Source organism: Streptosporangium sp. NPDC002721 (genome assembly GCF_042888905.1).
Lineage (GTDB): Bacteria > Actinomycetota > Actinomycetes > Streptosporangiales > Streptosporangiaceae > Streptosporangium.
Genome location: NZ_JBIAQI010000033.1, coordinates 34,391 through 57,858, shown reverse-complemented (window position 1 = coordinate 57,858; position 23,468 = coordinate 34,391). Strand labels below are relative to the sequence as shown.

21 protein-coding genes and 1 pseudogene are annotated in these 23,468 nt (G+C 68.9%); 9 read left to right on the top strand and 13 right to left on the bottom strand.

All coding sequences use genetic code 11. The annotated features are described in order from the left end of the window. Positions 1–35 precede the first annotated feature (35 nt). From ACFYWM_RS37390 to ACFYWM_RS37380, 3 genes are all read right to left on the bottom strand, one after another. Entirely contained in the window at positions 36–356 is a 321-nt protein-coding gene (locus tag ACFYWM_RS37390; RefSeq protein WP_389924146.1) for a type II toxin-antitoxin system PemK/MazF family toxin, read from the bottom strand. Next, on the bottom strand, positions 346–576 hold the full coding sequence (locus ACFYWM_RS37385) for a hypothetical protein (protein ID WP_389924143.1): 231 nt from the start codon (positions 574–576) through the stop codon (positions 346–348). The genes ACFYWM_RS37390 and ACFYWM_RS37385 overlap by 11 nt, the downstream gene beginning before the upstream one ends. 285 nt (positions 577–861) lie before the next feature. Next, entirely contained in the window at positions 862–2,442 is a 1,581-nt protein-coding gene (locus ACFYWM_RS37380) for an RICIN domain-containing protein (protein ID WP_389924140.1), read from the bottom strand. A gap of 767 nt (positions 2,443–3,209) precedes the next feature. On the opposite strand from ACFYWM_RS37380, the gene ACFYWM_RS37375 reads away from it, so the two are divergent. Continuing rightward, on the top strand, positions 3,210–3,602 hold the full coding sequence (locus ACFYWM_RS37375) for a hypothetical protein (protein ID WP_389924137.1): 393 nt from the start codon (positions 3,210–3,212) through the stop codon (positions 3,600–3,602). Positions 3,603–4,029: 427 nt separating this feature from the next. On the opposite strand, the gene ACFYWM_RS37370 is transcribed toward ACFYWM_RS37375, so the two are convergent. From ACFYWM_RS37370 to ACFYWM_RS37360, 3 genes are all read right to left on the bottom strand, one after another. After that, positions 4,030–4,380 carry an MmcQ/YjbR family DNA-binding protein gene (locus ACFYWM_RS37370; protein WP_389924135.1) on the bottom strand — a complete coding sequence of 117 codons (351 nt, stop codon included), beginning with the start codon at positions 4,378–4,380 and terminating at the stop codon, positions 4,030–4,032. Positions 4,381–4,434: 54 nt separating this feature from the next. After that, a complete protein-coding gene (locus ACFYWM_RS37365; protein WP_389924132.1) occupies positions 4,435–6,468 on the bottom strand; it encodes a phosphocholine-specific phospholipase C in 2,034 nt (677 codons plus the stop codon). A 130-nt stretch (positions 6,469–6,598) separates the two neighbouring features. After that, positions 6,599–6,895, bottom strand: a complete 297-nt coding sequence (locus tag ACFYWM_RS37360; RefSeq protein WP_389924130.1) for a hypothetical protein — start codon at positions 6,893–6,895, stop codon at positions 6,599–6,601. A 211-nt stretch (positions 6,896–7,106) separates the two neighbouring features. Here ACFYWM_RS37360 and ACFYWM_RS37355 point away from each other — a divergent pair, with 211 nt between their 5' ends. Both ACFYWM_RS37355 and ACFYWM_RS37350 read left to right on the top strand, forming a co-directional pair. Beyond that, positions 7,107–7,415, top strand: coding sequence for a hypothetical protein (locus ACFYWM_RS37355; protein ID WP_389924127.1), 309 nt, complete (start codon positions 7,107–7,109; stop codon positions 7,413–7,415). A gap of 42 nt (positions 7,416–7,457) precedes the next feature. After that, a complete protein-coding gene (locus tag ACFYWM_RS37350; protein ID WP_389924124.1) occupies positions 7,458–9,452 on the top strand; it encodes a hypothetical protein in 1,995 nt (664 codons plus the stop codon). A 13-nt stretch (positions 9,453–9,465) separates the two neighbouring features. Here ACFYWM_RS37350 and ACFYWM_RS37345 read toward each other — a convergent pair whose 3' ends face one another. Further along, positions 9,466–9,942 carry a hypothetical protein gene (locus ACFYWM_RS37345; protein ID WP_389924121.1) on the bottom strand — a complete coding sequence of 159 codons (477 nt, stop codon included), beginning with the start codon at positions 9,940–9,942 and terminating at the stop codon, positions 9,466–9,468. Between the two features lie 492 nt (positions 9,943–10,434). Here ACFYWM_RS37345 and ACFYWM_RS37340 point away from each other — a divergent pair, with 492 nt between their 5' ends. Further along, complete coding sequence (locus ACFYWM_RS37340) at positions 10,435–11,262, top strand: helix-turn-helix domain-containing protein (protein WP_389924119.1); 828 nt, start codon at positions 10,435–10,437, stop codon at positions 11,260–11,262. Continuing rightward, positions 11,253–11,459, top strand: a complete 207-nt coding sequence (locus ACFYWM_RS37335) for a DUF397 domain-containing protein (RefSeq protein ID WP_389924116.1) — start codon at positions 11,253–11,255, stop codon at positions 11,457–11,459. Before ACFYWM_RS37340 ends, ACFYWM_RS37335 begins: the two co-directional genes overlap by 10 nt. 23 nt (positions 11,460–11,482) lie before the next feature. Here the strand turns inward: ACFYWM_RS37335 and ACFYWM_RS37330 are convergent, their stop codons facing one another. Continuing rightward, positions 11,483–12,451 (bottom strand): helix-turn-helix domain-containing protein, encoded by a 969-nt coding sequence (locus ACFYWM_RS37330; protein ID WP_389924114.1) that lies wholly within the window; start codon positions 12,449–12,451, stop codon positions 11,483–11,485. A gap of 175 nt (positions 12,452–12,626) precedes the next feature. On the opposite strand from ACFYWM_RS37330, the gene ACFYWM_RS37325 reads away from it, so the two are divergent. After that, complete coding sequence (locus ACFYWM_RS37325) at positions 12,627–16,061, top strand: S8 family serine peptidase (RefSeq protein WP_389924111.1); 3,435 nt, start codon at positions 12,627–12,629, stop codon at positions 16,059–16,061. Between the two features lie 101 nt (positions 16,062–16,162). Here ACFYWM_RS37325 and ACFYWM_RS37320 read toward each other — a convergent pair whose 3' ends face one another. From ACFYWM_RS37320 to ACFYWM_RS37310, 3 genes and pseudogenes are all read right to left on the bottom strand, one after another. Then, positions 16,163–16,915 (bottom strand): hypothetical protein, encoded by a 753-nt coding sequence (locus ACFYWM_RS37320; protein ID WP_389924109.1) that lies wholly within the window; start codon positions 16,913–16,915, stop codon positions 16,163–16,165. A gap of 191 nt (positions 16,916–17,106) precedes the next feature. Next, positions 17,107–17,439, bottom strand: a pseudogene (locus ACFYWM_RS37315) (PadR family transcriptional regulator); the annotation flags it as partial. Positions 17,440–17,453: 14 nt separating this feature from the next. After that, the gene (locus tag ACFYWM_RS37310) at positions 17,454–18,233 is read right to left on the bottom strand and encodes a CPBP family intramembrane glutamic endopeptidase (RefSeq protein WP_389924106.1); all 780 of its coding nucleotides are present in this window, start codon (positions 18,231–18,233) and stop codon (positions 17,454–17,456) included. Between the two features lie 305 nt (positions 18,234–18,538). Here ACFYWM_RS37310 and ACFYWM_RS37305 point away from each other — a divergent pair, with 305 nt between their 5' ends. The 3 genes from ACFYWM_RS37305 to ACFYWM_RS37295 all read left to right on the top strand — a co-directional run bounded on the left by ACFYWM_RS37305 (position 18,539) and on the right by ACFYWM_RS37295 (position 20,842). Further along, a complete protein-coding gene (locus tag ACFYWM_RS37305; protein WP_389924103.1) occupies positions 18,539–19,477 on the top strand; it encodes a MerR family transcriptional regulator in 939 nt (312 codons plus the stop codon). Positions 19,478–19,570: 93 nt separating this feature from the next. Beyond that, entirely contained in the window at positions 19,571–19,765 is a 195-nt protein-coding gene (locus tag ACFYWM_RS37300; protein WP_389924100.1) for a hypothetical protein, read from the top strand. 234 nt (positions 19,766–19,999) lie between these two features. Further along, positions 20,000–20,842 carry an NPP1 family protein gene (locus tag ACFYWM_RS37295; protein ID WP_389924097.1) on the top strand — a complete coding sequence of 281 codons (843 nt, stop codon included), beginning with the start codon at positions 20,000–20,002 and terminating at the stop codon, positions 20,840–20,842. A gap of 187 nt (positions 20,843–21,029) precedes the next feature. On the opposite strand, the gene ACFYWM_RS37290 is transcribed toward ACFYWM_RS37295, so the two are convergent. Continuing rightward, positions 21,030–21,629 (bottom strand): hypothetical protein, encoded by a 600-nt coding sequence (locus ACFYWM_RS37290; RefSeq protein ID WP_389924095.1) that lies wholly within the window; start codon positions 21,627–21,629, stop codon positions 21,030–21,032. 93 nt (positions 21,630–21,722) lie between these two features. Next, on the bottom strand, positions 21,723–22,793 hold the full coding sequence (locus ACFYWM_RS37285; protein ID WP_389924093.1) for a hypothetical protein: 1,071 nt from the start codon (positions 22,791–22,793) through the stop codon (positions 21,723–21,725). Between the last annotated feature and the right edge of the window lie 675 nt (positions 22,794–23,468).

Here is a 23,468-nt window from a genome sequence, read left to right as displayed (position 1 = left end):
AACACGACGGGGGCGGCCCGGCTCCGGGCCTTCGCTCATCCGAGCAGGCCTAAAACGGTGTGAAGAGCCTCGTCGATCTCTTCGATCTCGGCGGGATCCAGACGACCGGCGAAGTCGCCCAGGCGTTGCGGAGCGACAGCCATGGTCTGCTCGACCATGACCCGGCTCTGCTTGCCGAGCAACTCGACCTCGGGCCGGAAAGGGGCGGGAGGTGCGCTGGCCGAGGTCGGTGCGATGAGGACGGTGGAGATGTGGGAGAGGACATCCGACTGCAGGATCACGGCGAAGCGCTCACCTCGTTGCTCATGGGCCATCGCGTCACGCGGGGCGCGCAGGCGGTACACGTCACCACGCACGCAGGTGCTCCGTGTCCTTCATGATCGCTTCAGCTTCGGCCCTGTCGGCGGGATCCTTCGCCAGCCTCTCCGCTGCGATCCTGGCCTCTTCCATCCGGTGGAGTCGTTGGGCAACGACGAGTGCTTCACGAACCGCTTCGGTCACTGAGCGGCCGTCGGCGGTCAGCTCATGCAGAGCCTTCTCCGCCCTGGCGTCGAGGTCGACAGTCAACATGGCCATATCTTCACTGTACGACGGGGCGTCTCGCAGGTCTTCGACCGAATTCCGTGAGTACTCGAATACTTACCGTGATGGCGTTCCGGCGAATCGGACGGCGCCGGTTTCCGCACCCACCCTGTCCGTTCCGGCCGGGGAGCTGGAACGGACAGGTGCGGGCGGCGAGGCGATCCCGGTTCTCACGGAAGCGCCTCCGCATGGGTTCGCCCTCGCACAGGACCGCCATCGAGCGAGACCGCCAGGGAAACGAGACCGCCGGGGAAACAGGCCACCAGGGAAACGAGGCCGCTAGGGGATCGTGTCCGCGCCGCTGACGCCGGCGCCCGCCGACGGCGGGGTGGAGGAGGCGGATCCGGCCGAGTAGGAGTACGACGGCCGCGAGACGGATCCGTTCGCGCGCAGCCAGTCGCTCATGGTGCTGCCGCTGCTCTGCGCCCGCCGGATCGTGGCGATGTCGTAGTAGTTGCTGCTCGCCCAGGTGAGGCTCGCGTTGCCGAAGTCCTCGGTGATCGTCTTGGCGCCCTTCACGTGGTTGCTCTCGGCGTAGATCCTGCCGTTCACGCCCAGGCCGATGAAGTAGTCGTCGACGTCCACGTAGTTGGCGAACACGTGGGCGTACCCGAACCGCACCCTCGGGTGGCGGGTGTTGGACCCGTCGAACCAGTTGTGGTGGTAGGTGACGTTCAGGTATCCGGTGTCCTGGGAGCCGTTGCTGTCGCTGTGTCCCAGCAGCATCGACTTGTCCGTGCCGACATAGCGGTTGTAGGAGACCGTCGCCAGGTCCGACCCGCGCTTGATGTCCACCGAGCCGTCGGCGGACGGGTGGAACGTGTTGTGGTCGATCCACACGTGGTGGGAGTAGCACTGCACGTTGACGGAGTCGTCCGGGGAGTTCCTGAACGAGAGGTTTCGGATGATCACGTTCCGCACGTGGGTGAACCTGTCCCGCTCGGCGGGGTCGCAGATGTCACCGCCCCAGGCGACCTCCTCCGGGCCCCAGCCGTTGACGTCGAGCCCGAACCCGCTGATGGTCGCGTTCGTCCCGACGCCGATGACGGTCTTGTTCGACCCGACGTCCAGCATGTCCGCGCCGTTGCCGGTGATCGTGCCCGACACGCGGACGATCCGGGGCGTGTCGTCGGCGACGGCCGCCGCCAGCTGCGCGTAGTTGGTGACGGTCACCGTCTGGCCGCCCCTGCCGCCGTTCGTGCCGCTGCGGCCGTACTTGTCGAGGGTCGCGAAACCCACCAGGCCGGACGCGTTGCCCGGGGTGCCCGGGTCCCCTGGAGTGGGGGTGACCGTGGGGGTCGGGGTCGGGGTGGGGGTGGTCGTCGGGTCGGGGTTGCCGCCGCCCGCGGGGGCGAACCGCCACTGCTTGGTGGCGACCGAGTCGCAGGAGTTCTGCTGGACGAGGGCGCCGGAGGAGGTGGAGTTGTCCTTGGTGTTGAGGCACTTGCCGCCGTTGGCGTTGACCACCCGGTAGTCGGAGCCGGAGGCGGTCAGGTTCCAGGTCTGGGAGGAGGCGCCCGAGCAGCTCTCCTGCTGGACGGCCTTGCCCGCGGAGGTGCTCGCGCCCTGGACCCCGGCGCACTTGCCGCTGTGCGCGGCCTTGAGCTGGAACCCGCCACCGGCGGCGGTGAGGTTCCAGGTCTGGCCGCCGGCGCCGCAACCGGACTGGGTGAGCTGTACGCCGTCGGAGGCACTGGCCCCGGGCACGGTCAGGCACAGGCCGCTGCTCGCGTTGACGAGGGTGTAGGCGCCGGGTGCCGGATCGGCCGCGGCGGCGGAGGTGCCGAACGCCCATCCGGACGCGGCTACCGCGCCGACGATGACGACGGCCGCGACCTTCCTGTCGAATCTGTTCCTCAAAGCCGAACTCCTTGCTGGTCCGGCAGGCCCGCGCGGCCTGCGTTCCGGATCCCCCCAGCGAGTGCGCACGTCCGTACAGACGGACAGGCAACACGATAGGAAAGCGCTTTCCAACTGTCAACGAACCGGGAAACTTTCACATGGACGACGGGGGTGGTGGGAGTGGCGGGGGCGGGACGGACGGTGAAACGCACGGCGGAGGAGACGCGAGGCCGGGGCACCGGCACGGCGCCGCACCGACCTGGGCAGGAGAGCCAGAACGGCGCCGTACCGGCCAGGACGGGAGAGCCAGAACGGCGGGAACGGGCAAGGACGGGGAAACCAGCGCGATGACGAACCCGCGAAGCGGGAAAAACCAGCGGGGCGACGGCCGCGCGAAGCCGGGGAAACAGGTGCCCGGACGCCGTGACGGCCCCGGATCGGCGGGATTCTTCCCGCGAAAACAGGCGTTCGGACAGAGACGATCTACTGAGCCCTGGCGCTTCCGCCGCGGATGGCATCCTTGCGGGACACGAGCCTTCTACGGGAACCGGTAACCGAGTGTCACCGATCATCCCCCTTTCGCGCCGTTCCGCTACTTACGGGTAATCCGACCGCCCCAAGGCTTGGGGATCCGCTAGCAGACTCCGGCGGCTCCCCCCACCTACCGTGAGGTTAGGTTACGCATCGTGTCGGCGTCGTCCTCGACGCGGCACGGCGCTCCGCCAGCCCGGGCATCGCCCAGGGCGCGACCGATTCGACACCGATTCGACGTGGAGTGATCTGCCATGACCACAATCAGGAACGCCCTCGCAGCCGGAGCCGTGATGGCCTCCGCCCTCATCGCCCCCATGGCGATGCCGACCTCGTCCGCCGTCGCGAGCACCGTGGCCGTGACCACCCCGGCCGGCGCCTCCTCCGTCCTGAAGCCCTGCCGCGAGCACAAGAACCCCGACAGGTGCCGCGCCCGGCGCGAGTACCGGCGCGAGAGCGGGCGGGACTACCGGCGCGAGGACCGGCGTGAACGCAAGCGCGAGTACAGGAGCGAGCGCGGGCGTGAGCGCATGAGCGAGCGCGGGCGCATGAGCGGGCGCACCGGCACCGGCAGGGGCGCCGGTGTCGGCGGCGGCATCAGCGACAGCGTCGGCGGCAGCGGCACCGGCCGCGGGATCAACAACTGACAGACCATCGACGGACAGACGACCGACGGACAATCGACAAGGCCGACACTGCCGGAACGGCTGACATGGCTGACGCGGCTGACACAGTCACCGGCGGCCAGGAGGCCGCAAGGCCGTCACCGTGACCACGAGCCGCACGCTCGCGCCTCCTCATGAACGAGGCGGGCCCGGACCGCACACCCGCCTCCCCATGAGACGGATCCGGATCGCACTCGCCTCCCCGTGGGGCAGGCCCGACCAGGCTCACGGAGAACCCGTTTCACGACGGACGGCCCGACCCACCGAGCGTTCGGGGGCGGGCCGTTCGTCGCCTCCCGCTCGGCGAAATCACCCGCACGCGCCCGCAGTCGCGAAACGAAGCCGGTCACCGCCGGATCCCCGGCGCCCCCCGTACACGGAACAACCTGGAACCCCCGCGTACGCCCGGCTACGGCTGGAGGGCGGCCTCGTGAGCGTCGACGAGCCGTTTGGGAGCCGTCAGGCACCACGCCTCGGTGACCAGCTCGAACAGCTCGTCCGCGTCGATCTTCGCGAGGTGCACCACGACCCAGCCGAACCGGCCCGCGGTGAACTGGATCTCGAACACCTCCGGCCGCTCCGCCACCAGCGCGAGCTGCTCGTCGATCGTCGACTTGAGCCCCACGGTCTCCGTCTTCTCCCACAGGTAGCCGAAACCCTTGCCCCGCACCTTCAGCGAGACCCACTCACCACCGTCGCCCTGCTCGGTCTCGGGCAGTTGCTTCACCATCTCCAGGAACTCATCCACGCTCACAGCCATGGCCCACGGTTTACCAGAGCGCACCGACATTTCCACCGGTGTCCCTGTCGGACGTCAGCCCGTGATGCCGGGCTCGCCGTTCTCGATGTGTCCCATCAGGCGGCGGGCGAAGCCGGTGTCCCCGGCGACGGTGATCCACAGGTCGTACCATCCGGTCGCGGCCCGCCACTGCACCCGCGCGGTGCCCCGGGCCGCGAGCCGCAGCGTCCGTGCCGTCCCTCCGTAGGCCAGGGGCGAGATCGTCACGTCGGCCGGTTCGTCACCGGTGTTGACGAGGGCGATCTCGATCGTCCGCGTGGCCGCGTCGATCACGCTGGACAGTTCCACCGGGTCGTCCGTCCCGCCCCGGAACTCCCGGCGGAAGCCGTTCGGCCCGGTGAGGACGAGGGCGTACGTGGGACACGGGAAGTAGACCACCTCGCGGGCGTGGCCGAGCACGTCGAAGTGCAGCGGCCGGGCGAGCTCCCCCATGTAGCCGTACAGCGCCAGGTGCGCGCTCTCCGTGCCGGTGTTGCTCATCGTGATCTCGACGGCGCGGCCGCCGGTCCGCGCCGAGGCGTCGGGCCGGTACGGCAGCGCGCGGGCGGGCCTGACGCCCGGTTCCCCGCCGGGCATCCGCTGCTCGGCGGGGGCGTCGGGGTACCAGCGGCCGGTCGTGGCGCCCTGGGCGGGCTCCGGTATCCGCTGGGTGGACACCGGCACCCCCTGGGCGGCCAGGGCGCTCTGGGCGGGTGCTTCCGATGTGGGCCACGCCGCCGGCCGGGCGAAGTCGAAGGCGGAGGTGAGATCCCCGGCGACGGTCCGCCGCCAGGCGCTGATGTCGGGGGCCCGGATGCCGAGCCAGGTCTCCAGGAACCGGACCGTCGAGCTGTGGTCGAACGTCTGCGAGCAGACGTGGCCTCCCACGCTCCACGGCGACACGACGATCATCGGGACGCGCATGCCCATCCCGACGGGCCGTCCGGCGACGAACTCCCCCGGGGTCCCGTCCGGCGGTACGGGCGGGGGGACGTGGTCGAAGAAGCCGTCGTTCTCGTCGTAGGTGATGAACACCGCGGTGCTCGCCCACACCTCCGGGCTCGACGCGAGCGCGTCGAGGATCCGGTAGACGACCTTCCCGCTCTCCACGGCCGAGGAGCCCTCCGGGTGTTCGGAGTCGGCGAGCGAGGTCACGACGTACGAGACGGCGGGGAGGCGTCCGGCCGCCACGTCGGCGGCGAACCAGTCTCCCAGCCCGCCTGTCCGGGTGCGGCGCAGCGCCCGGTCGTGGAGCAGCCGGTCGGCCGGATCGAGGCGGGCCACCCTCTCCTCCAGCTCGGCGAGCATCGGCGCGGGGTCCTCGGACGCCCGTACCTTCTCGTAGAAGGAGTGCATGCTGCTCTGCCCGAGTTTCGCCATGACCGCCTTGTACGTGGCGAAGAACTCAAGGTTGTTGCACTGGTAGTTGTCCCACTCCTGGTAGACCTGCCAGGAGTGCCCGGCCCGGGTCAGCAGCTCGGGCACCGTGGTCCAGGAGTAGCCCGGGTGCCCGTCCTCCTCGCAGGCGCCGTTGTCGACGGCCCGCTGTTCGGTGCCGGGCTCGTGGCCCGTGTGACCGGAGACGTGGTAGTTGCGGTTCGGCGTCGTGGAGCTCAGCACCGAGCAGTGGTAGGCGTCGCAGATCGTGAACGCGTCCGCCAGCGCGTAGTGGAACGGGATGTCCTCGCGGTCGTAGTACGCCATCGTGGACGGGCCCTTGTTGGGCACCCAGGCGTCGTTCCAGCCCATCGCCCAGGCGTTCTGCGTGCCGAGCCAGCTGTGGTCGTGGGTGTCGAGCAGCATCGGGTCGGCTCCGGCGCGCCCCGCGGCCTCCCGTACGGAGAAGGGCAGGACCCCGTCCTGCTCGAAGACCGGCCGCAGCGCCCGGGTGGACACCGCGTTGCGGTCCTCATAGCCGCGCACCCCGCGCATCCGGCCGAAGTAGTGGTCGAACGACCGGTTCTCCTGCATGACGAAGACGACGTGCTTGAGGTCGGAGAGGGTTCCGGGAGGTGCGGGCCGCGCCAGCAGGCGCACGAGAGAGGGGGGAAGTACGGACGGTGCCGACATTGAGCATCCCTTTAACGGCATTTCAGGCGAGCCTCAACCTAACAACCCGGCCTCGCCCATTCCACACCCGGGATGCGGCCCCGCTGCCCCGTCCGCGCTCGCCGCCGCGCGGTCAGCATGGTCGGCGCGGTCAAGGGTCCGGCCGTTGCAGCCGCCGGATCTGGAGGCGCAACTCTCGCTCACGGTGCTCACGCCGTTGCTCCCGGCGTAGTTCCGATTCCTCGGCGCTCTTACGGTCCCAGCCCGCCCGAGTCCGCCGGATCTCGTACAGGATGACGCGGGACAGCAGGATGACGCCGATCACGACGGCCATGAGGATGGTCACGTGACCGGCGAAGAACAGCATGAAACCGACGACGAAACACATCCAGTACGCGGTCTTGACGGCGATTTCTATCGCGTCGATATGCTTTTCGAACAGCGACATACGTTAACTCCGGCGCTGGTGGGTGGAGTAGTCGCCCCGACATAAGAGGTAATGACCGAAATACCAATTCCGTCCGCTCGCGTGGCCATGACCCCACTGGCGGAAGCGCGATGCCGACCGGGTACGGGACTTGCCGACTTAGACGATCAATACCTACTCTGGTATGCGACTTTTTCCTTCGTTACGGGGTCATGAAAAGGGCGGGGGTGGCGTGGCCGAGCGGATGGTGCCCAGTCCCCGGCACGAACGGCTGAGACAATTGCTCGTCGAAGCCGAATACCGGGCCAACGAGGTGCGGCAGGCGTACCAGCGCGCCTCCTCGGCGATGCGGTCGGGGCAGGTCTGGACGGGGCCGACGGCCGCCACCTGGACCACCGAGCTGGAAGCCCGGCACCAACGGCTCGGACGGCTCGCCCAGAACGTGGTGGACGCGGTCGAGGAGGAGCTGCGCCGCTCCCCTCCCCTGGTGACCGAGGCCGAGGCGAACGCCATGCGCCGGGAGATGGCCGGACGCACGTGATCGTCGTGACCGTGAAGTCGTGATCGTGAAGGGGAACGTTCCATGACATCGACCGGCGAGTTCTGCGGCATCGACCCCGAGCAGATGGGGCAGCTCGCCACCTCCCTGCGCGGCGCCGCCGACAAGCTGACCGCTTTCAGCAGGGAGTTCGAGGGAAAGCTCCGCCAGAACGGGGTCGAGACCCCCGCGCTCCGGGAGATCACCGACATCGCCGACTGGGGCGGGAGGCAGGTCTCCATGCTCCACGGCCGGATCGACCTGATCAAAGCCCTGGGCGACGGCGCCCCCGAGCTGGGCGGAGCGGGCGGAGCGGCCTCCGTCGCGGCGGGCGGGCAGGGGCTCGTCCGCCTTCCCGACGAGCTGAAGGACTACGACCTCGCCCAGGGCCTGGCCAGGATGTACGGCGAGGACATCCTGGTGAACTTCCACAGCGACCTGCAGGCCAAGCTCATCCACGAGCACATCGACGACGTCGCCAAAATCGCCGAAAACCCCCAGGCCGCCGCCGCCTTCTTCGCCCTGCTGTCGCCGAAGGTTCGGGACGCGCTGCCCAGCATCGTCGCGGCCACCGGCAGCAAGACCGCCAAGCAGGACCTCGCCACCTTTAGCAAAGCCCTCGGTGCGGCCCTCAACGCTCCCACCCTCGTCCCGGCCTTCGCCAAGGTCAGGGACGACCTGGTCAAACCGGTCGACGGCAAGATCGTCGCGTGGAACCGGCTCGCGCTCCTCAAAGGCGCGAACGCTCCCTCGTCCATTCGCAGCGCGGCGGCCCGCGCGCTGGTCCTGGACGAGTTCGCGAAGAGGCCCGGGCAGGAGTGGCGCGCCGGATCCCTTGGCAGCAAGAAGTACGACCTGCCTGACGACCTGGTCGCCATGGGCCTGGAGGTGCTCGACGGAGACGGTGCGGCAGTGCGGGACGCCTTCGCCAAGATGGGCGGGAACGACGTCAAGCTCAGCCGGACCGACAAGATGAAGCTGTTCCTCGACTACGCCAAGGGCGTGGGCACCGGGGACGAGGTGGCCGACGCCTTCGGCCGGGCGATGGAGGCGGGTACCGAGGCCAAGACCGAAAAGGCCGGCCAGCACAGCCCTGAGGCCGCAGCCTTCGCCTTGGACCTGATAAAAGTCGCGGGCTCCTTCGGTGCCGACCTGCCATGGCCTGCCAAGGATTCCATGGGCGTGGTCGCGAACTCGTATGTCCATGAACTGGTCTCGGGCGGACGCTTCGACAAGGCCGCCGACCGTTCCTCCGGCATGCAGCTCCCCGAACATTGGAAATCCCTTCCTGGAGTGACTCCTACTTTCTATCTCAGCCCTGGTGACACCTCTCAATTCATGAAGACCTTCGTCGGCGAGGACAAGGTCGCCGATGCTTTTGACTCGACTGTGGCACGGTTCCGCCATGACACGCTGCTGACCGCTGCCCGTCTCGACGCGCAGAGCGACAATAACTATTTCCGCGATGTCTCGATGATGTTCGGCGACTTCGCCAGTGTCACGTTCAAGACAGCGGTAGACGTGCTCGGCGAAGAAGACGCTATCGCCGATACGACCCGAGACATCACTAAGAACACCGTCGGTTTGATGCTTGGCGGGGTTAGCTTCGTGAAGCCGGTATTCGAAGTCGGTTGGGAGTTCACCCAGGCTTACATTTTCAGCGACCTATCGGACAGGTGGGCCGATAGTTTCGAAACACAGGTCCAAGCTGCCACCGAGACTCGGGCCGACCTGGCCAAACGCATGAAGTACGAGATGGCGTATCTTCTCCATAGCGGCGGCTACTCGGCCAGCGAACCGCCCAAGGAACTCCTCAACAAAGCCACAGGCGCTCTCAAAACATATGACGAGTTCGTTGGCGAGGCTAAACATGAGGCCACTGGCAGTAAAAAATGGGAGCAGATACTCCAAGAGAAGCTAGCTGTTTACGATAAATGGATGGACGGCAACAGCAAGCTCGATGACAAGATTGAAAATTCCTCACGGGTTCAGACTAGCGACCTGGCCGCAAATCTCTTGCAGCTTCGAGCTCAGAACTGACGAGCCAATTCCATCAGCGCGGCAGGCAGGCGGTCTGCGCGTGCAATCGCCAGGTCGGAGCCTCTGGCGAGACATACACGTTCACGACAATCCCAGTTTCCTTGCTTCCATAAATAAACCGCCCTTCCGGGGCGTCAACTTGGCTGATGTCGTATTGCATGTCATAACGCAGGATTTGAGAAAGAGTATTTTCCATGAGCCTCTGGGCCCCGTCTAGATGGGAGTCCAGATCTTCTTCCTTGCCGCGCTGATAATCGGCCGTTGCCCGGAGCACTCGCTTGACGTTCTCTCCGCCACAAGGAAGATCCTTGTCTGGGCGCTGTAGAATCCGTAGTTTGTTGAGCGGGTTCTTGAAGACGTCGTCGGTTTCCAGGCGCTGCGTGTCCTTCTGCAACTCCGCTGCCGCGTCCTCCAAGGATGGACCGGAAGCACATCCCGCGATCACCGTCACCAGCGCCAGACCGACGGCGAGTAACCGGGTGGAGCGCATTCAGGACCTCCGGGGGCGGTAGGCGCCGGGACGTATCAATCTTTACCCACCTGGCCCGCCTTCGCCACACCCTTCCCATACTCGTTCGTCAGCTATGGGAAGTTTCCAGGTCACACCGACCACTGTCGTCAACCAGGGCAAGAACATGTCCTCGCGGACCAGGGCAGCGGCCTGTGCGGGCGGCGGCTCGCTCGTCGTCATGGTTTCACCTTTCGGATGCTTTCCTATGCTCGCGACAGGAGATCAAAAGAGGGTCATCTCATTCATGTCCGCTCCGATTCACCTCAAGCCGGGAACGTGGTTTACCGCTTTCTTGCCGACACTTTCGCGAGGAGGTTTCCTGTGCCTAGAATGCCCTGTCGGTAGGCGGCCGACCACTGAATCGGCAACCCAGGCCAGAGCGAATGATGACAGTCCCTGGTCTATCTGGACTGGATTCGATATCACCGGCCGACCATTAAGTCCGTTTTTTCTAATTCGGGAGGAAATGCAATGGATGAGGTGCTGCCCCTCGACCCCGGATCCCCTCGTGTGCGGTTCGGTGCCGAGATGCGCCGGTTGCGGGAGGCGGCGCAGCTCTCGCAGTCCTCCGTGGCCAGACGCCTCGGCTGCACCCAGACTCAGGTCAGCCGCCTGGAGGGAGCTACCCGCACACCGTCGAAATCCGACGCAGAGAAGCTGGACCAGCTCTTCGGGACGGCTGACGGCAATGCCTTCACTCGCCTCCGTCAGCGCATCCTGGCCCAGCCCGGCGGCCCGATCTGGTTCCAGAGCTGGGTCGAGGAGATCGAACCGACCGCCCTCGTCCTGCGCTCCTGGGATCCCCTCCTCATCCCCGGCCTTCTGCAGACAGAGTCCTACGCCCGGCATCTGTTCAGTCAGGCTCCTCAGATCACCTCCGACGAGGTGGAAGAACGGGTTCGAGCTCGCATGCAACGGCAGTGGATTCTCGGTCGGGAAAATCCTCCGCTTCTCCTTGTACTCGTCGATGCGGGCGTCCTGCGCCGCAAGGTCGGCGGGGTCGAAGTGATGCACGAACAACTCGGTCACCTACTGGAAATCACTCAGAGCCCGACCGTTTCCATCCAGATTGTCAGCCCGGAATGCCTCACAGGTTTGATGGGCGCTTTCACGATCGCCGAACTTCCAGACGGACAACCGGGTGCCCTCCATGCGGAATCTTCGGCGGAAGGGCAGATCATGACAGATCTTGATTCCGTGACCTCGATCTGGAAGCGCTATGAGGCGATACGACTCTGGGCCTATCCTGAGCACGTATCCCTAAAAATGATCGAGAAGGCGAGGCGGGGATGGACCTGAGCGGCGCCGTGTGGCGGAAGTCTTCACTTTCCGGAGACAGCGGTGGCCAGTGTATGGAAGTGGCCGCCAACCTGCCCGGGGTGGTCGCCGTTCGTGACAGCAAGAACCCTTGTGGCCACAAGCTGCTCTTCACCCCCGCCGAGTGGAGGTCGTTCATCGGTGGCGTCAAGACCGGCGAGTTCGACTCTTTGGCCTGATTCAAAAGCTCGCACCACAAGTTCTAGATCCACCCCCGCCGGGTGGCCTCCATCGCGACCTGGAACCTGGTCTGGGCCCCGACCCGGTTCATCAGCTTGGTGACGTGTCGTTGCACGGTGCGCTCGCTCCAGCCCAGGGCACGGCTGGCGGCCTTGTCGGTCGCTCCGGACGCCAGCAGGGTCAGCAGCCTCGCCTCCTCCTCCGAGAGCACCTCCGCGTCGGGTGAGTTCAGCTGGACCGGGACGCTGCGCGTCCACGTCGTCTCGAAGAGGGCGACCAGCGCGTCCAGGAGCGGGGAGGGGTGGATCACGTAGGACGCCGCGACCATGTCGTCCACGGGGCGGAGCAGCGGGATGATGGCGAGGCGGTCGTCGGAGATGGCGAGTTTCATCGGCAGGTCCGCGGCGATCCTGGCCTGCTCCCCGTGTCGCATCCCGGCCGTGACGTCGTCCAGCCAGCCGGGGAGCGCGAGCGCGCTCCTGTCGTAGATGACCCGGTACTTCACCCCCCGCTTCAGCAGGGCGAGCTCGACGTGGTTCGGCTCGGTGTGCGCCTGCGGGGCGGCGTAGGGCGGGCGGTCGAACCCGCGCATCTGGGTCCGGGTGTTCTGCTGCATCTGCACCCAATGGTGGTTGACCTCGTCGCGTCCCGAGACCACCTCGATCAGCTCGCCGGGATGGGCGAACCGGGTGCCCGCGCGGTACATCTTGACCAGCGTCCGGATGTGCAGGCGGACGTCGCGCAGCCCGGCCTCGCGCTCGCGCAGCACGGCCTCCAGCCCGCTGTCCGGCGAGACGGCGACGTAGCGGACGGGGCGTCCCGTCGAACGGGTGGCGAGACCGAGGTCGACGAGCGAGCGCAACGTCCGTCTCGCGGCGGCCTCCGGGAGATGACAGTCATGGACGAGCTCGGAGACCGTCGCCTGCGTCCTGCGGACGAGCGCGTCGTACACCGCCTCGTCCTGCTGGCTCAGCCCGATCGCCTCAAGCATTCACAATCTCCTCGCCTGTACGGTGAGCGTCCGGCGGCGGGGAGACCCCGTCGCTCCGCCTGTCGTTTTTACGTCACATGACAGGAACTCGCCTCTGACTCAGCTTGTCAGGCGACGACGGCTGATGCCAGCGTTCAGGAGCACCACAGCGCGCACTGAACGAAGGAGCCCCTCCATGTCGCTGTCCGCCCTGCGATCTCGCGGGCAACGCCTGTCACTCGCCGTACTGCTCGTCCTGGGCTCACTCACCACGGTCCTGCCGATGACCCCTGCCACGGCGGAGGAGAAGCCCCCCGCCGAGCCGGCCCGGCGCGGGAAGATAGCCCCCGAGCTGGTCGGCCGGATGAGAGCCGCCGTCGCGCGGGCCGACGAGCGCGTCGAGGCGGCCGTCGTGCTCCGCGCGGGCACCGGTCTCGCCCCGGCGGACCCGGACGAGGCGCGTAAGGCCCTGGCCGAGACGGCCAAGGCCGTGCAGGCTCCCGTCGTACAACTGGTCGAGGCTCACGGGGACCAGGTGCTCAACACGTTCTGGATCAAGAACATGGTCCTCGTCCGGGCCAGGCCCGCCACGCTGGAGGCGCTGGCCGCGCTCGACCTGGTGGACCGGATCATCCCCAACTTCGAGCTCAAGGCCCCGCCCGCGCCGCGCCGCACCGCGAAGGCCGGGGAAGGGAAGTCGGCCTGGGGCATCGAGAAGATCGGCGCCGACCGGGTGCGCGAGGAGCGCGGGCTCACCGGTGACGGCGTGCGCGTGGCGGTCCTCGACACCGGTGTCGACATCGCCCACCCCGACCTCACCGGCAAGCTCGTCACCGACGACGCCTCGGACCCGTCCTACCCGGGCGGCTGGATCGAGTTCGGCCCGGACGGGAAGCCGGTGCCCTCCTCGCCCCACGACAGCAGCTACCACGGCACGCACGTGGCGGGCACGATCGCCGGTGGGAACACCTCGGGCACGCAGATCGGTGTCGCGCCCGGCGCCGAGCTGATGGCGGGCCTGGTCATCCCGGGCGGCAACGGGACGCTCGCCCAGGTGATCGCCGGCATGCAGTGGGCGATCGCGCCGTACGCCGCCGACGGCAGTCCGGCCGGCAAGCCCGCCGACGTCGTCAGCATGTCGCTGGGCGCGGAGGGCTACGCCGACGAGATGGTCGAACCGGCCAGGAACATCCACCTCGCCGGCGCCTTCCCGTCCTTCGCCATCGGCAACGAGTGCCTCGAAGGCGGGTCGGGCAGCCCCGGCAACGTCTACGAGGCCGTGTCCGTCGGTGCCACGGACGACAAGGACGACGTGCCGGAGTTCTCCTGCGGCGGGGTGGTCCGCAGGACCGACTGGATCGACGCGCCCGCCGAGTGGCCCGAGTCCTACGTCGTCCCCGACGTCTCGGCGCCCGGCGTGGACGTGCTCTCGGCGCTGCCGGGTGGCGAGTACGGGCTGCTGAGCGGCACCTCGATGGCGACCCCGCACGTGTCGGGCACGGTCGCGCTGATGGTCGAGGCGCGCCGCGACCTCGGCGTCGACGAGACGCTGGGCATCCTGGCCGGTACGTCCTTCTTCGACGGGCGCTACGGCGAGCGCCCGAACGCGCGCTACGGCGCGGGCCGGATCGACGCGTACGCCGCCGTCACGGAGGCGGCTCTCACGAGCGGCGTCCGGGGTGTCGTCACCGACGAGAAGACCCGCAGGCCGCTCGCCGGTGTGACGGTCACCCGTACGGACAACGGCCGGGCCGTCGAGACGGACGAGCACGGTCGGTTCGAGATGCGGCTGGGCGCGGGCTCGTACGAGCTGAGGCTGTCCAGGTTCGGCTACCGGCAGGAACCGGTCACGGTCCGCGTCGCGGCGGACCGCTTCTCCGACGCCCCCGTCGCGCTGGAGCAGACCCGCAGAGGGAGGATCTCGGGGCGGGTGACCTACGGCCCGACCGGTTCGAGGGTGCCGGGCGCGACGGTCACGGTGCTCGACGTACCCGACAGTCTCGTGGCGACGACGGACGTCAACGGCAAGTACATGATCGAAGACGTGCCCGAGGGCGACTACCAGGTCGCCGTGGCGGCTCCCGGCGTGTCCAGGTCGGAGCCCGGCGAGGTCACCGTACTCGGGACGAAGACCGCCCGTGCCGACTTCGCCCTCCCCCGGCCCTCCGCCACCGAGCGCGTCTCGGTGACCTCGGACGGCCACCAGGGCAACGGCGAGGCGTGGTGGCCGAAGATGAGCGCGAACGGCGAGGCGGTGACGTTCGCCAGCCCGGCGTCCAACTTCGTCGCGGACGACACCAACAACGACCTCGACATCTTCGTGACCGACCTGCGCACCCTGGCGGTCGAGCGGGTCTCGGTGGCCTCCGACGGCACCCAGGGCGACGGCTTCTCACTGAGCCCGACCATCAGCGCGGACGGGCGCCTCGTCGGGTTCGGCAGCGGCGCCACCAACCTCGTGTCCGGTGACGCCAACGGCCAGACCGACGCCTTCGCGCACGACCGGCGGACGGGGAGGACCGAGCTGATCTCGGTGGCCTCCGACGGCACCCGGAGCGACGGGCTCTCCTCGTCCCCCTCGTTCAGCGCCGACGGCCGCTTCGCCGTCTTCAACAGCGACGCCACCAACCTCGTACCCGGTGACGCCAACGGACGGACCGACGTCTTCGTCCGCGACCGGACCACCGGGAGGACCGAGGCCGTCTCGGTCGGGACCGGCGGCCTTACGGGCGACGGGAACTCGCGCGAGCAGTCGATCAGCGCCGACGGCCGCTTCGTCGCCTTCGAGAGCGGGGCCACCGATCTCGTACCGGGAGACACCAACGGGCACGCCGACGTCTTCGTCCGCGACCGGCAGACCGGGAGGACCGAGCTGATCCCCGCGCCGGAGGCGAGGGAGGCGGGCAGCCCGTCGATCAGCGCCGACGGGCGGACGGTGGTCTACATCGCGAGTGGCGGGATGGAGGGGTACCAGATCTACGCGCACGACCGGCAGACCGGCACGAGGACGCTCGCGTCGGCGGCGTCCGACGGGAGCATGGCCAACGACTGGTCCTTCGCCCCGTCGCTGAGCGCCGACGGGCAGACCGTGGCTTTCTACACGTACGCCACCAACCTCGCCGCCGGTGACACCAACGGGCGGACGGACGTGTACGTACGCGACCTCAAGGCGGGCACCACCACGCGGGTCTCCGATGGTCCCGGGGGCGTCGAGGGTGACGGCTCGGCCGGCATACCGTCGCTCAGCGGGGACGGGCGGTACGTCGCCTTCGAGAGCAACTCCGCCAACCTCGTCGGTGACGACACCAACCGCAAGGCCGACATCTTCGTCCACGACCGGACCCCGGGCCCCGAGCCCCGCTTCGCCCTGGCCGACCTCGACGTCAGCCCGCCCACCACACGTCCGGACCTCCCGGTGCGGATCACCGCGCAGGTGAAGAACGTGGGCGAGAAGGCGGGCGGGTACGACGCCGTCCTGCGGATCAACGGCGAGGTCGAACAGCGGCAGACCGTCCAGGTCCGCGCCGACAAGGCGGTGCGGCTCTCGTTCGACGCGCGCCGGAGCGACGCGGGTACCTACACCGTGGAGCTGGGCCCGCTCACCGGCCGGTTCGTGGTGAAGGGCCATTAACAGGCCACTGACGAGCCGCTGATAGGCAACAGGGCCACGTCCCGGCCGGGGCGTGGCCCTGTTGCCTGTTTGTCCGCAGGGCGGTGGTGGCCGTACCGGCCTCAGGACTTCCTGTCGCGCCGCCGGGCGATCCACAGCGCGGTCATCGGGATCAGTGCACCCACGGCCGCGCCGCAGAGCAGGCCCAGGATGGTGCTCGCCTCGCCGTCCAACCGGCCGAACCGGAGCAGGACCGCCACCGCCAGTGCCGTCACGACGAGGATGCCCGCGACGAAGGCGTAGAACCCGGAGCTGAGGAAGATGCCGCGGTCGGGAGCCCGGGGAGGGGCGGTCAGCTCCGCCGCGGGCCCCAGGCTGGCGGCTCTGGGACGCTTGAAGTACTCGAAGCCCACCCAGGTGCCGCACGGTTCCCAGCCGTCCGGGGTGAGCCGGTCGAGCACGCCCCGGCGGCGACCGGCCGCGACCAGTTCCCTGCGGTACTCCCACTGCTGCGGGTACTCGGGGTCCCGGGCACAGACGAACAGGCCCCTCGCGTCGACCCTGTCGACCTCCCAGCCCTGCGCGCCGTACTCGTTGAGCAGCTTGACGTCGTGGAACAGGTCGGCGGTCCAGCTCCAGGTGCGGGCGTCCGCGGCGGGCTCGGCGGGCGGGGCCGACGTGCCGGCCAGCTCCCCGGCCAGGCCGGCCGCGGGGCCGAACTCCTCCTCGGGGTCGCCGCCACTCTCTGCGAGGTATCCGGCGAGCTCGTCGAGCATGGCGCCGGCCCGGTCGGCCGACATTCCCGCCTTGGCCAGGAGTACGGCGAGTTCGTCGAAATAGGCGCGGGCCTTCTCGGTCGTCTCACCAGGGGTCATCTCAGCCGTCCCTCCAGAGACCGTCTCGGCCGTTTTTATCGTCTCGGCCGTTTCAGCCGTCTTGGCCGTCTCACCGGAGTCGGGGTTCATCGGAGCTCCCCTTCGCGTTCTCGTTCCCGGTCGCTTTCCTGAGCACTTTTCTGAGCACTTTCCTGGTCGGGCTCCCGCGAGGTCGCGGGGCGGGACGCCTCGACGCCGCCCCTGACCAGCGCGGTGCGCACCGACTCGTCGAAGCTCAGCCAGAGCCCGCCCTGCTCCGCGAGCGTCTGCCTGCCCCGGTCGGTGAGCCGGTAGTAGCGGCGGCCCGGCCCGCGCTCGGTCACCCGGAACTCCGCGGTGACCAGCCCCGCCTCCTCCAGCCGGTTGAGCACCGGGTAGAGGGTGCCGCCCTTGATCTGACCGAGTCCCAGCTCGGCGAGGTCCTTGACGATCTCGTAGCCATAGTTCTCCCCGGCCGTCAGGCTGGCGAGAACCAGCAGGTCGAGCACGCCCTTGAGCCAGCTCGCGCGTCGGTCGCTCGTCATGCCGGCGATCCTACTTAGAGGGCGTTCCCACCTAGTCCCGGCCGGCTCCCGACCGGCTCTCCGACCGGCTCTCCAGCCGGCTCTCCGGTCGGCTCACGCCGCGGCCCCGGGGACAGCAGCAGGCCGCGAAGATCGATGAGGACGTGCAGCAGGATCGGCAGGAGCAGGCTGCCGGTCCTCAGGTAGAGCGAGGTCAGGGCGAATCCGACCAGGGTGACCGCCAACATGCCGCGCCACCCCTGGTAGAGATGCCCCGCGACGAACACCGCCAGCGCCGCGAAGGCGGCGACCTCCTCGCTCAGGCCGAACGCGCCCATGCCGACCGCGATGAGCAGCCCCCGATAGACAATCTCCTCGGTGACGCCTGCGGTCACCGACAGGCCCGCCGCGTACCAGCGCTCGGCAGTGGTACGCGGCAGCAGGTGGACGACGGCCTCCTGGCCGGGGACGGGCTTGCCCCTGGCCGCCAGCCGCCTGAGGACGAGCGCGCCGACCGTGGCGGTGACCAGGAAGCCGACGATCATCCCGAGGATCTCGTCCGGCGGTTCCTTGACCACCAGGCCGATGTCCGCGGCGTCGAGACCCGGCTCCCCCGCGACGACGAACAGCGCCACGGCGGCCAGTGCCCACAGCTCGACGCACCAGAACGCGCACATCCGGCGGTAGGCCATCGGATCCCGGTCCCGCGAATGGGCCAGCCTGTCGTAGGTGCGCTTGCCGAGCAGAGGGCTGACGAAGGCCAGATAGACGACGAGGACGGCCGAGACGAAGAGCGTCAGGGGGGTGAACGACATCGAGGGCTCCTTAGGTGCTGTGCCATCTAGACGGTAAAGCAAGCTAGTTAGATATACAACCTAGCTCGTTATCCAGCCCATGCTGATGGACGCAGGCCGGCGCCTGGTTCCCAGAGGGTCCGGCGAGCCGGGATACCCAAGCCGGGACACCTGAGGCGGTGAACCCGGAGGACCGGGCCCGCGCGGTCACGCGGTTCCGGTCACCGGGCCGGCGCACGGCCACCACGCCCCTCTGACTTGCACCTCTCCTGGAGGGAGGCACGCTGACTTGCGTCTCCCGTAGAGGGAGGCGCCAGGGTGAGGACATGAACGGCGACACGCTCTACTCGATCGGCGATCTGGCCCGGCGGACCGGGCTGACAGTCAAGACCGTCCGGTTCTACTCCGACCGCGGGATCGTGCCGCCGACCGGCCGCAGCCCGGCCGGTCACCGCCTCTACGGCATCGACGCCGTCGCACGCCTTGACCTCGTACGGACGCTGCGCGACCTGGGTGTGGACCTTCCCACGATCCGCAGGGTCGCGGACCGGGAGATCTCGCTTCCCGAGGTCGCCGCGGCGCACGCCGAGGCACTGGCGGTGCAGATCCGGACGCTGCGCCTGCGGCGCGCGGTGCTGACGGCGGTGACCAGGCGCGGGTCCACCCCCGAGGAGATGGATCTCATGCACAAACTGGCCAAGCTCTCCGAGGACGAGCGCCGTCGCCTGATCGGCGACTTCCTCGACACCGCCTTCGGCGACCCGGACGCCAACCCCGAATTCGCGGGGATCAGGCGCTCGATGACCCCCGAACTGCCCGACGACCCCGCCCCCGAGCAGGTCGAGGCATGGGTGGAACTCGCCGAACTGTCACAGGACCCGGAGTTCCGCGCGATCATGCGCCGCCTGATCGGGCAGCACGCGGCCGAGCGCGCCCGGGGCGGCGTCACGGGCCCGCGCCGCGATCCCGTCGCGATGGTCCGCGACCTGGCAGGCCCGTCCCTGGCGGCCGGCGTCGACCCGGCCGCACCCGAGACCGATCCGATCGTCGCGGCGGTCACGGGCCGGTACGCGCACACCGTCGGCCTCCCCGACGACGCCGACCTCCGGCGCCGGTTGCTGGTACGGCTGGAGAGCGCGAACGACCCTCGCAGAGAGTCCTACCTCCGGCTGCTCGCGGTGATCAACGGCTGGCCCGCACCGGAGAGCCTGACGCCGGTGCTCGACTGGTTCATCCGGGCCCTGAGCGCCCGGACACCGGCGTAACGGACCGCTCACGAGGACGTCACCGGGCCGTACGGGAGGGACGGGGACGAGAGAGACCGTGAACGCCGGATTTCCGGGTGGAACAATCAGCGCATGGCACGCTTCAAACGGCTCACCGTCGAGGAAGCCCGCACTCTCAGCCGCGAAGAACTCCTGCCCCTGATCGAGGACGAGCAGAAGCACTGGTGTCATTCCGGATATTCCCGTCGTGGGCCCCTCTCTGGTCGCCGGAAAACAGGGCCGATTCCCGGCCGGGCGGATCCCGTCTCCGGCCGCGACAATCAATGAGGTGATTTTCCGTCCCTGAATCTTTGAATTCGAGATCACCTGATCCGTCCATCCGGAATTACGGAAACAGATCTTCTCGACGTCAAAGGTTCACGGGGCGTTAACTTTCATTTACATCGATCTTGACTCAAGGCTGCAAACATCCTACCTTGATCTTCGAACACGGCGCGGAACACCGCGCTTTCTCAGGGACCGTGACCGTTTCACCCCCCAGCGAATCGACGGGAAGGTTCGATGCGAAGAATATTGTCCGGGGCGTCGCGGGAGGGCTCACCTCCGGCCGAAAGCAGGACCAGGGCCAGGAGCCGACGCCGGTACGGAAGGCCGTCGTTCGCGCTGCGCGCGTTCATGGCCGCCGTCGTGACGCTCTTCGTCTTCCCCGGTGTCGCCTTCGCGGCCCCGCCCTCCGCCCTCGACTGGGCGGCCCCGTGGCCCGACCGCATCTACGAGCCGGGTTTCGACTACGACGGCGACGGCTGCTATCCCACCCCGGCCATCGGGCGTGACGGGACGATCGCCCCGGGCCTGGCCCTGGGCGGCGCCGAGAACGGCCAGTGCCGCGACTCGTGGGACCTGGACAACACCAACGCCTACTCCCGCGTCAAGTGCAACAACGGCTGGTGCGCGTACATGTACGCGCTCTACTTCGAGAAGGACCAGGCGGCCCTTGGGCCTGGCAGCGCCGGGCACAGGCACGACTGGGAGCACGTCGTCGTGTGGGTGCAGGGCGAGTGGGGCATATACGTCTCGACGTCCGCGCACGGCAGGTACACCACCCGCCACAGAAACAACGTGCCGTGGGACGAGACCGGGAAACACCCGCTGGTCGTTTATCACAAGGACGGCATCAGCACGCACTGTTTCCGGCACGCGGGTTTCGGAGAGCGGCCGGAGAACCACAAGGGATCGTGGCAGTGGCCTCCGTTGATCGGCTGGGACAACTACCCGCCCGGATTCCGCGACAAACTGGTCAACCACAATTTCGGTAGCGCCAGTTTCGGGCTCAAGGACGGTTCGTTCGAATGGGAGCTCTCAAAGGCATTGCCCGCCGGGATTCCCTTCGATCCCTACGCCTGATCCGGACGACAACGGGTTGGTGCTGAGAGCGCGCACCTCGGATCCCCGCCCCTGGAAACGCCTCACTCTTTCATCGATCGAGAAGGCGGCCGAGGGGGCGGGAGAACGATCGGCGCTCTCCCGGCCATCAGTCCCGCAAAGCCACACCGGCCGTCCCGTACAGCCACGCCGTCTAGCGCACGTGGAGCTACGACGGTTGGTAGCAGCAGAGCCGTCCGGTCCGGATCGTCAGGCGCAGTTCCTCGCCCAGCACCGGGTCGGCGGCGGCGACACGGGTGACGGCGCGCCGGAGGGCCTTGCCGACCGAGACGCGGGCGCGTTCCTCGTTGCCGGTGAAGTTCCTGGCCCGTCCGGCCAGGCCGGTCGCGGACGCCAGCTCGTCGATCAGCCAGTCGCGCTCGGCCCGCACCCGCTCGGCCCGGACGACGTCGTTGGCCGCCTCGTACCCGTCGATCTCCTCCTGCAGCAGCGACAGCCGCCCGCGGTACGCCCTGACGGCCTCCTCGTCCAGGGTCGGCTGGGCGGTCGCGCCACCGGCGTCCACGGCCGCCGCGCCGTGCGGCACCGGGCCGGCGGCCAGCTCGACGGCCGGGATCTCGTACCGCGGATTGGCCAGCAGGACCGCCAGGTAGGCCATCCCCAGGCTGTGCTCGACGTGCGCGCTCCGCGCGCCCAGCCCGATCCGCCATCGGCGCCCCTCGCGCCGGCACTCCAGGAGGGGCCGCCGCCCGTCGCGCCCGGCAGCGGTGACCTCGGCGCGCGGTCCCAGTTCACCGGGCAGGACCATGCCCAGCTCGGCCGCCTCCCTCGTGGCGGCCTCCAGTTGCCTGCCCGCCTCGGCGGCGTCCCCGGCCCCGGCCCGGAGCGACAGCGCCCGGGCCTACCGCACGCGCGACAGGACCGCCGCCGGCCAGTGCCCCATGGCCAGGTTGTCCCGTACGGCCATCCGCAGATGCTCGGCCGCCCGCTGGGCGTCGCCCATGGTCAGCGCGGCCACGCCCAGCGCGTGCCGGGTGGAGCCGAAGCACGCGACACCGAGACTGGCGACCGCGGGAAGCCCTGCGAAAGGGCCGAGCAGCTCGTAGGCCGCCGCCGAGACCTCGGTGTCCCCCAGCAGGTGCGCGGCCTCCACGACACCGTGCATGGTCACCAGCCAGCTGCTGGACCGTGGCAGCAGGGCCAGGTCGCCGCCCCGCAGCCGTGCCAGCGCGCCGGCCGCCCGCCGGTGGTCCCCGGCGGTGGCCGCGGCGACCGCCGGCGCGGCCAGGTAGGAGTTGTCCACGGCGCTGAGCGTCGGCGAGTTCACCTCCTCGGCCAGCATCGGGACCAGCTCGGCGATGCGGCCCTGGTACCAGCGGATGGCCACCATCTGCGCGCCGTACCAGCCGGCGGCGTCGGCGTCACCGGCCCGCCTCCCCCGTTCGGCGCAGGCGGCCGCCTCGGTCTCGGTCTCCTCCAGCCGTCCCGCCCGGATGCCGAGCATCACGTCGATCGCCCGTACCACGAACCCGACCGCCAGGTGGTCCCGCCGGGCCAGCAGCCCGCGCAGCTCCGCCAGGTGGCGTTCCGCGTGCGGGTCCGCGTCGAGAACGTGGTCGACGGTGCGCCACAACAATCCCATCAGCAGGTCGCCGCTGCAGGAGGTCCGGAAACCCGCGGTGATCAGCTCCCGGGCGAGCCCGTGACGCGTCTCGCTCTGGCCGGGGCCCAGCAGGCAGTGGTGGGCCAGGCTGAGCGCCTCGCTCCACGCCGCCGGATCTCCCGACCGCCTGGCCTCCTCCAGCAGGGCGAGAATGCCGGCGTGCCCGCCCGACCGGTAGTCGGCCTCGGCGGCCAGCCGTACCCTGAGCCGGAGGGCGAGTGGCGACCGGGGTCCACCAGCGACAACGCGTGCCGCAGGCGCGCCTCGACCGACGCGGCGGCCATGACACCGCGGTGCTCGTGCACCCACAGGCCGGACAGTCCCAGCGCCGCGAAGGCCATCGCCCGGCCGTCGCCGTCGCTCTCGGCCACGCGGTACGCCGCGTCGAAGCACTCCCGGCCGGACCGCAGGTCACCCTCGGCGCACCGGGCCCGCACCCCGCCGAGGAACAGCGACCCGATCTCGCTCCCCGCCGTCGTCTCCCCGTGGTACGGCAGGCAGCCATCGGCACGGGACCCCCGGGAGTCGGGGCTCCTACGCCCTCTGCCGGCCTTGTCATGACCCGGGTCATGGACGGCACGAACGTCGTGGACGTCATAGGTGCCGTGGACGTCGTGGATGTCATGGGCGTCGCGGACGTCATAGATGCCGTGGATGTCATGGGCGTCGCGGACGTCATGGGCGTCGTGGACCAGGAGCAGCGGCCGGCGATCCACGGCGTGCCTCAGCTCGCGGTGAGGCGGGACACATGCCCCTCCGGGGCGGCGGGCGAGACGAGGGCCGCACGATCGGCGGCGACCGTGGCGATCTCCACAGCGGCGGGCATGTCGGTGACTCCTCGGATCGGCGTGCGATCAGGCTGCCGCCGGGTGGTTGCACTCGTCTTACAACATCCTTGCGGGGGAATCGTCATACCTGTCGCACGACCTCACCGGGGTCCGGGCACCCGTGGCACCCACCGTCCGTCCGGTTTCACGGTCTCGG

Coding starts and splice junctions, on each gene's coding strand:
- ACFYWM_RS37350 (WP_389924124.1), top strand. CDS start 7,458: ATGACATCGACCGGCGAGTTCTGCGGCATCGACCCCGAGCAGATGGGG.
- ACFYWM_RS37320 (WP_389924109.1), bottom strand. CDS start 16,915: ATGACCCCTGGTGAGACGACCGAGAAGGCCCGCGCCTATTTCGACGAA.
- ACFYWM_RS37300 (WP_389924100.1), top strand. CDS start 19,571: ATGGCACGCTTCAAACGGCTCACCGTCGAGGAAGCCCGCACTCTCAGC.
- ACFYWM_RS37365 (WP_389924132.1), bottom strand. CDS start 6,468: ATGTCGGCACCGTCCGTACTTCCCCCCTCTCTCGTGCGCCTGCTGGCG.
- ACFYWM_RS37370 (WP_389924135.1), bottom strand. CDS start 4,380: ATGGCTGTGAGCGTGGATGAGTTCCTGGAGATGGTGAAGCAACTGCCC.
- ACFYWM_RS37290 (WP_389924095.1), bottom strand. CDS start 21,629: ATGGTCCTGCCCGGTGAACTGGGACCGCGCGCCGAGGTCACCGCTGCC.
- ACFYWM_RS37305 (WP_389924103.1), top strand. CDS start 18,539: ATGAACGGCGACACGCTCTACTCGATCGGCGATCTGGCCCGGCGGACC.
- ACFYWM_RS37340 (WP_389924119.1), top strand. CDS start 10,435: ATGGATGAGGTGCTGCCCCTCGACCCCGGATCCCCTCGTGTGCGGTTC.
- ACFYWM_RS37330 (WP_389924114.1), bottom strand. CDS start 12,451: ATGCTTGAGGCGATCGGGCTGAGCCAGCAGGACGAGGCGGTGTACGAC.
- ACFYWM_RS37345 (WP_389924121.1), bottom strand. CDS start 9,942: ATGCGCTCCACCCGGTTACTCGCCGTCGGTCTGGCGCTGGTGACGGTG.
- ACFYWM_RS37295 (WP_389924097.1), top strand. CDS start 20,000: ATGCGAAGAATATTGTCCGGGGCGTCGCGGGAGGGCTCACCTCCGGCC.
- ACFYWM_RS37375 (WP_389924137.1), top strand. CDS start 3,210: ATGACCACAATCAGGAACGCCCTCGCAGCCGGAGCCGTGATGGCCTCC.
- ACFYWM_RS37325 (WP_389924111.1), top strand. CDS start 12,627: ATGTCGCTGTCCGCCCTGCGATCTCGCGGGCAACGCCTGTCACTCGCC.
- ACFYWM_RS37335 (WP_389924116.1), top strand. CDS start 11,253: ATGGACCTGAGCGGCGCCGTGTGGCGGAAGTCTTCACTTTCCGGAGAC.
- ACFYWM_RS37360 (WP_389924130.1), bottom strand. CDS start 6,895: ATGTCGCTGTTCGAAAAGCATATCGACGCGATAGAAATCGCCGTCAAG.
- ACFYWM_RS37310 (WP_389924106.1), bottom strand. CDS start 18,233: ATGTCGTTCACCCCCCTGACGCTCTTCGTCTCGGCCGTCCTCGTCGTC.
- ACFYWM_RS37385 (WP_389924143.1), bottom strand. CDS start 576: ATGGCCATGTTGACTGTCGACCTCGACGCCAGGGCGGAGAAGGCTCTG.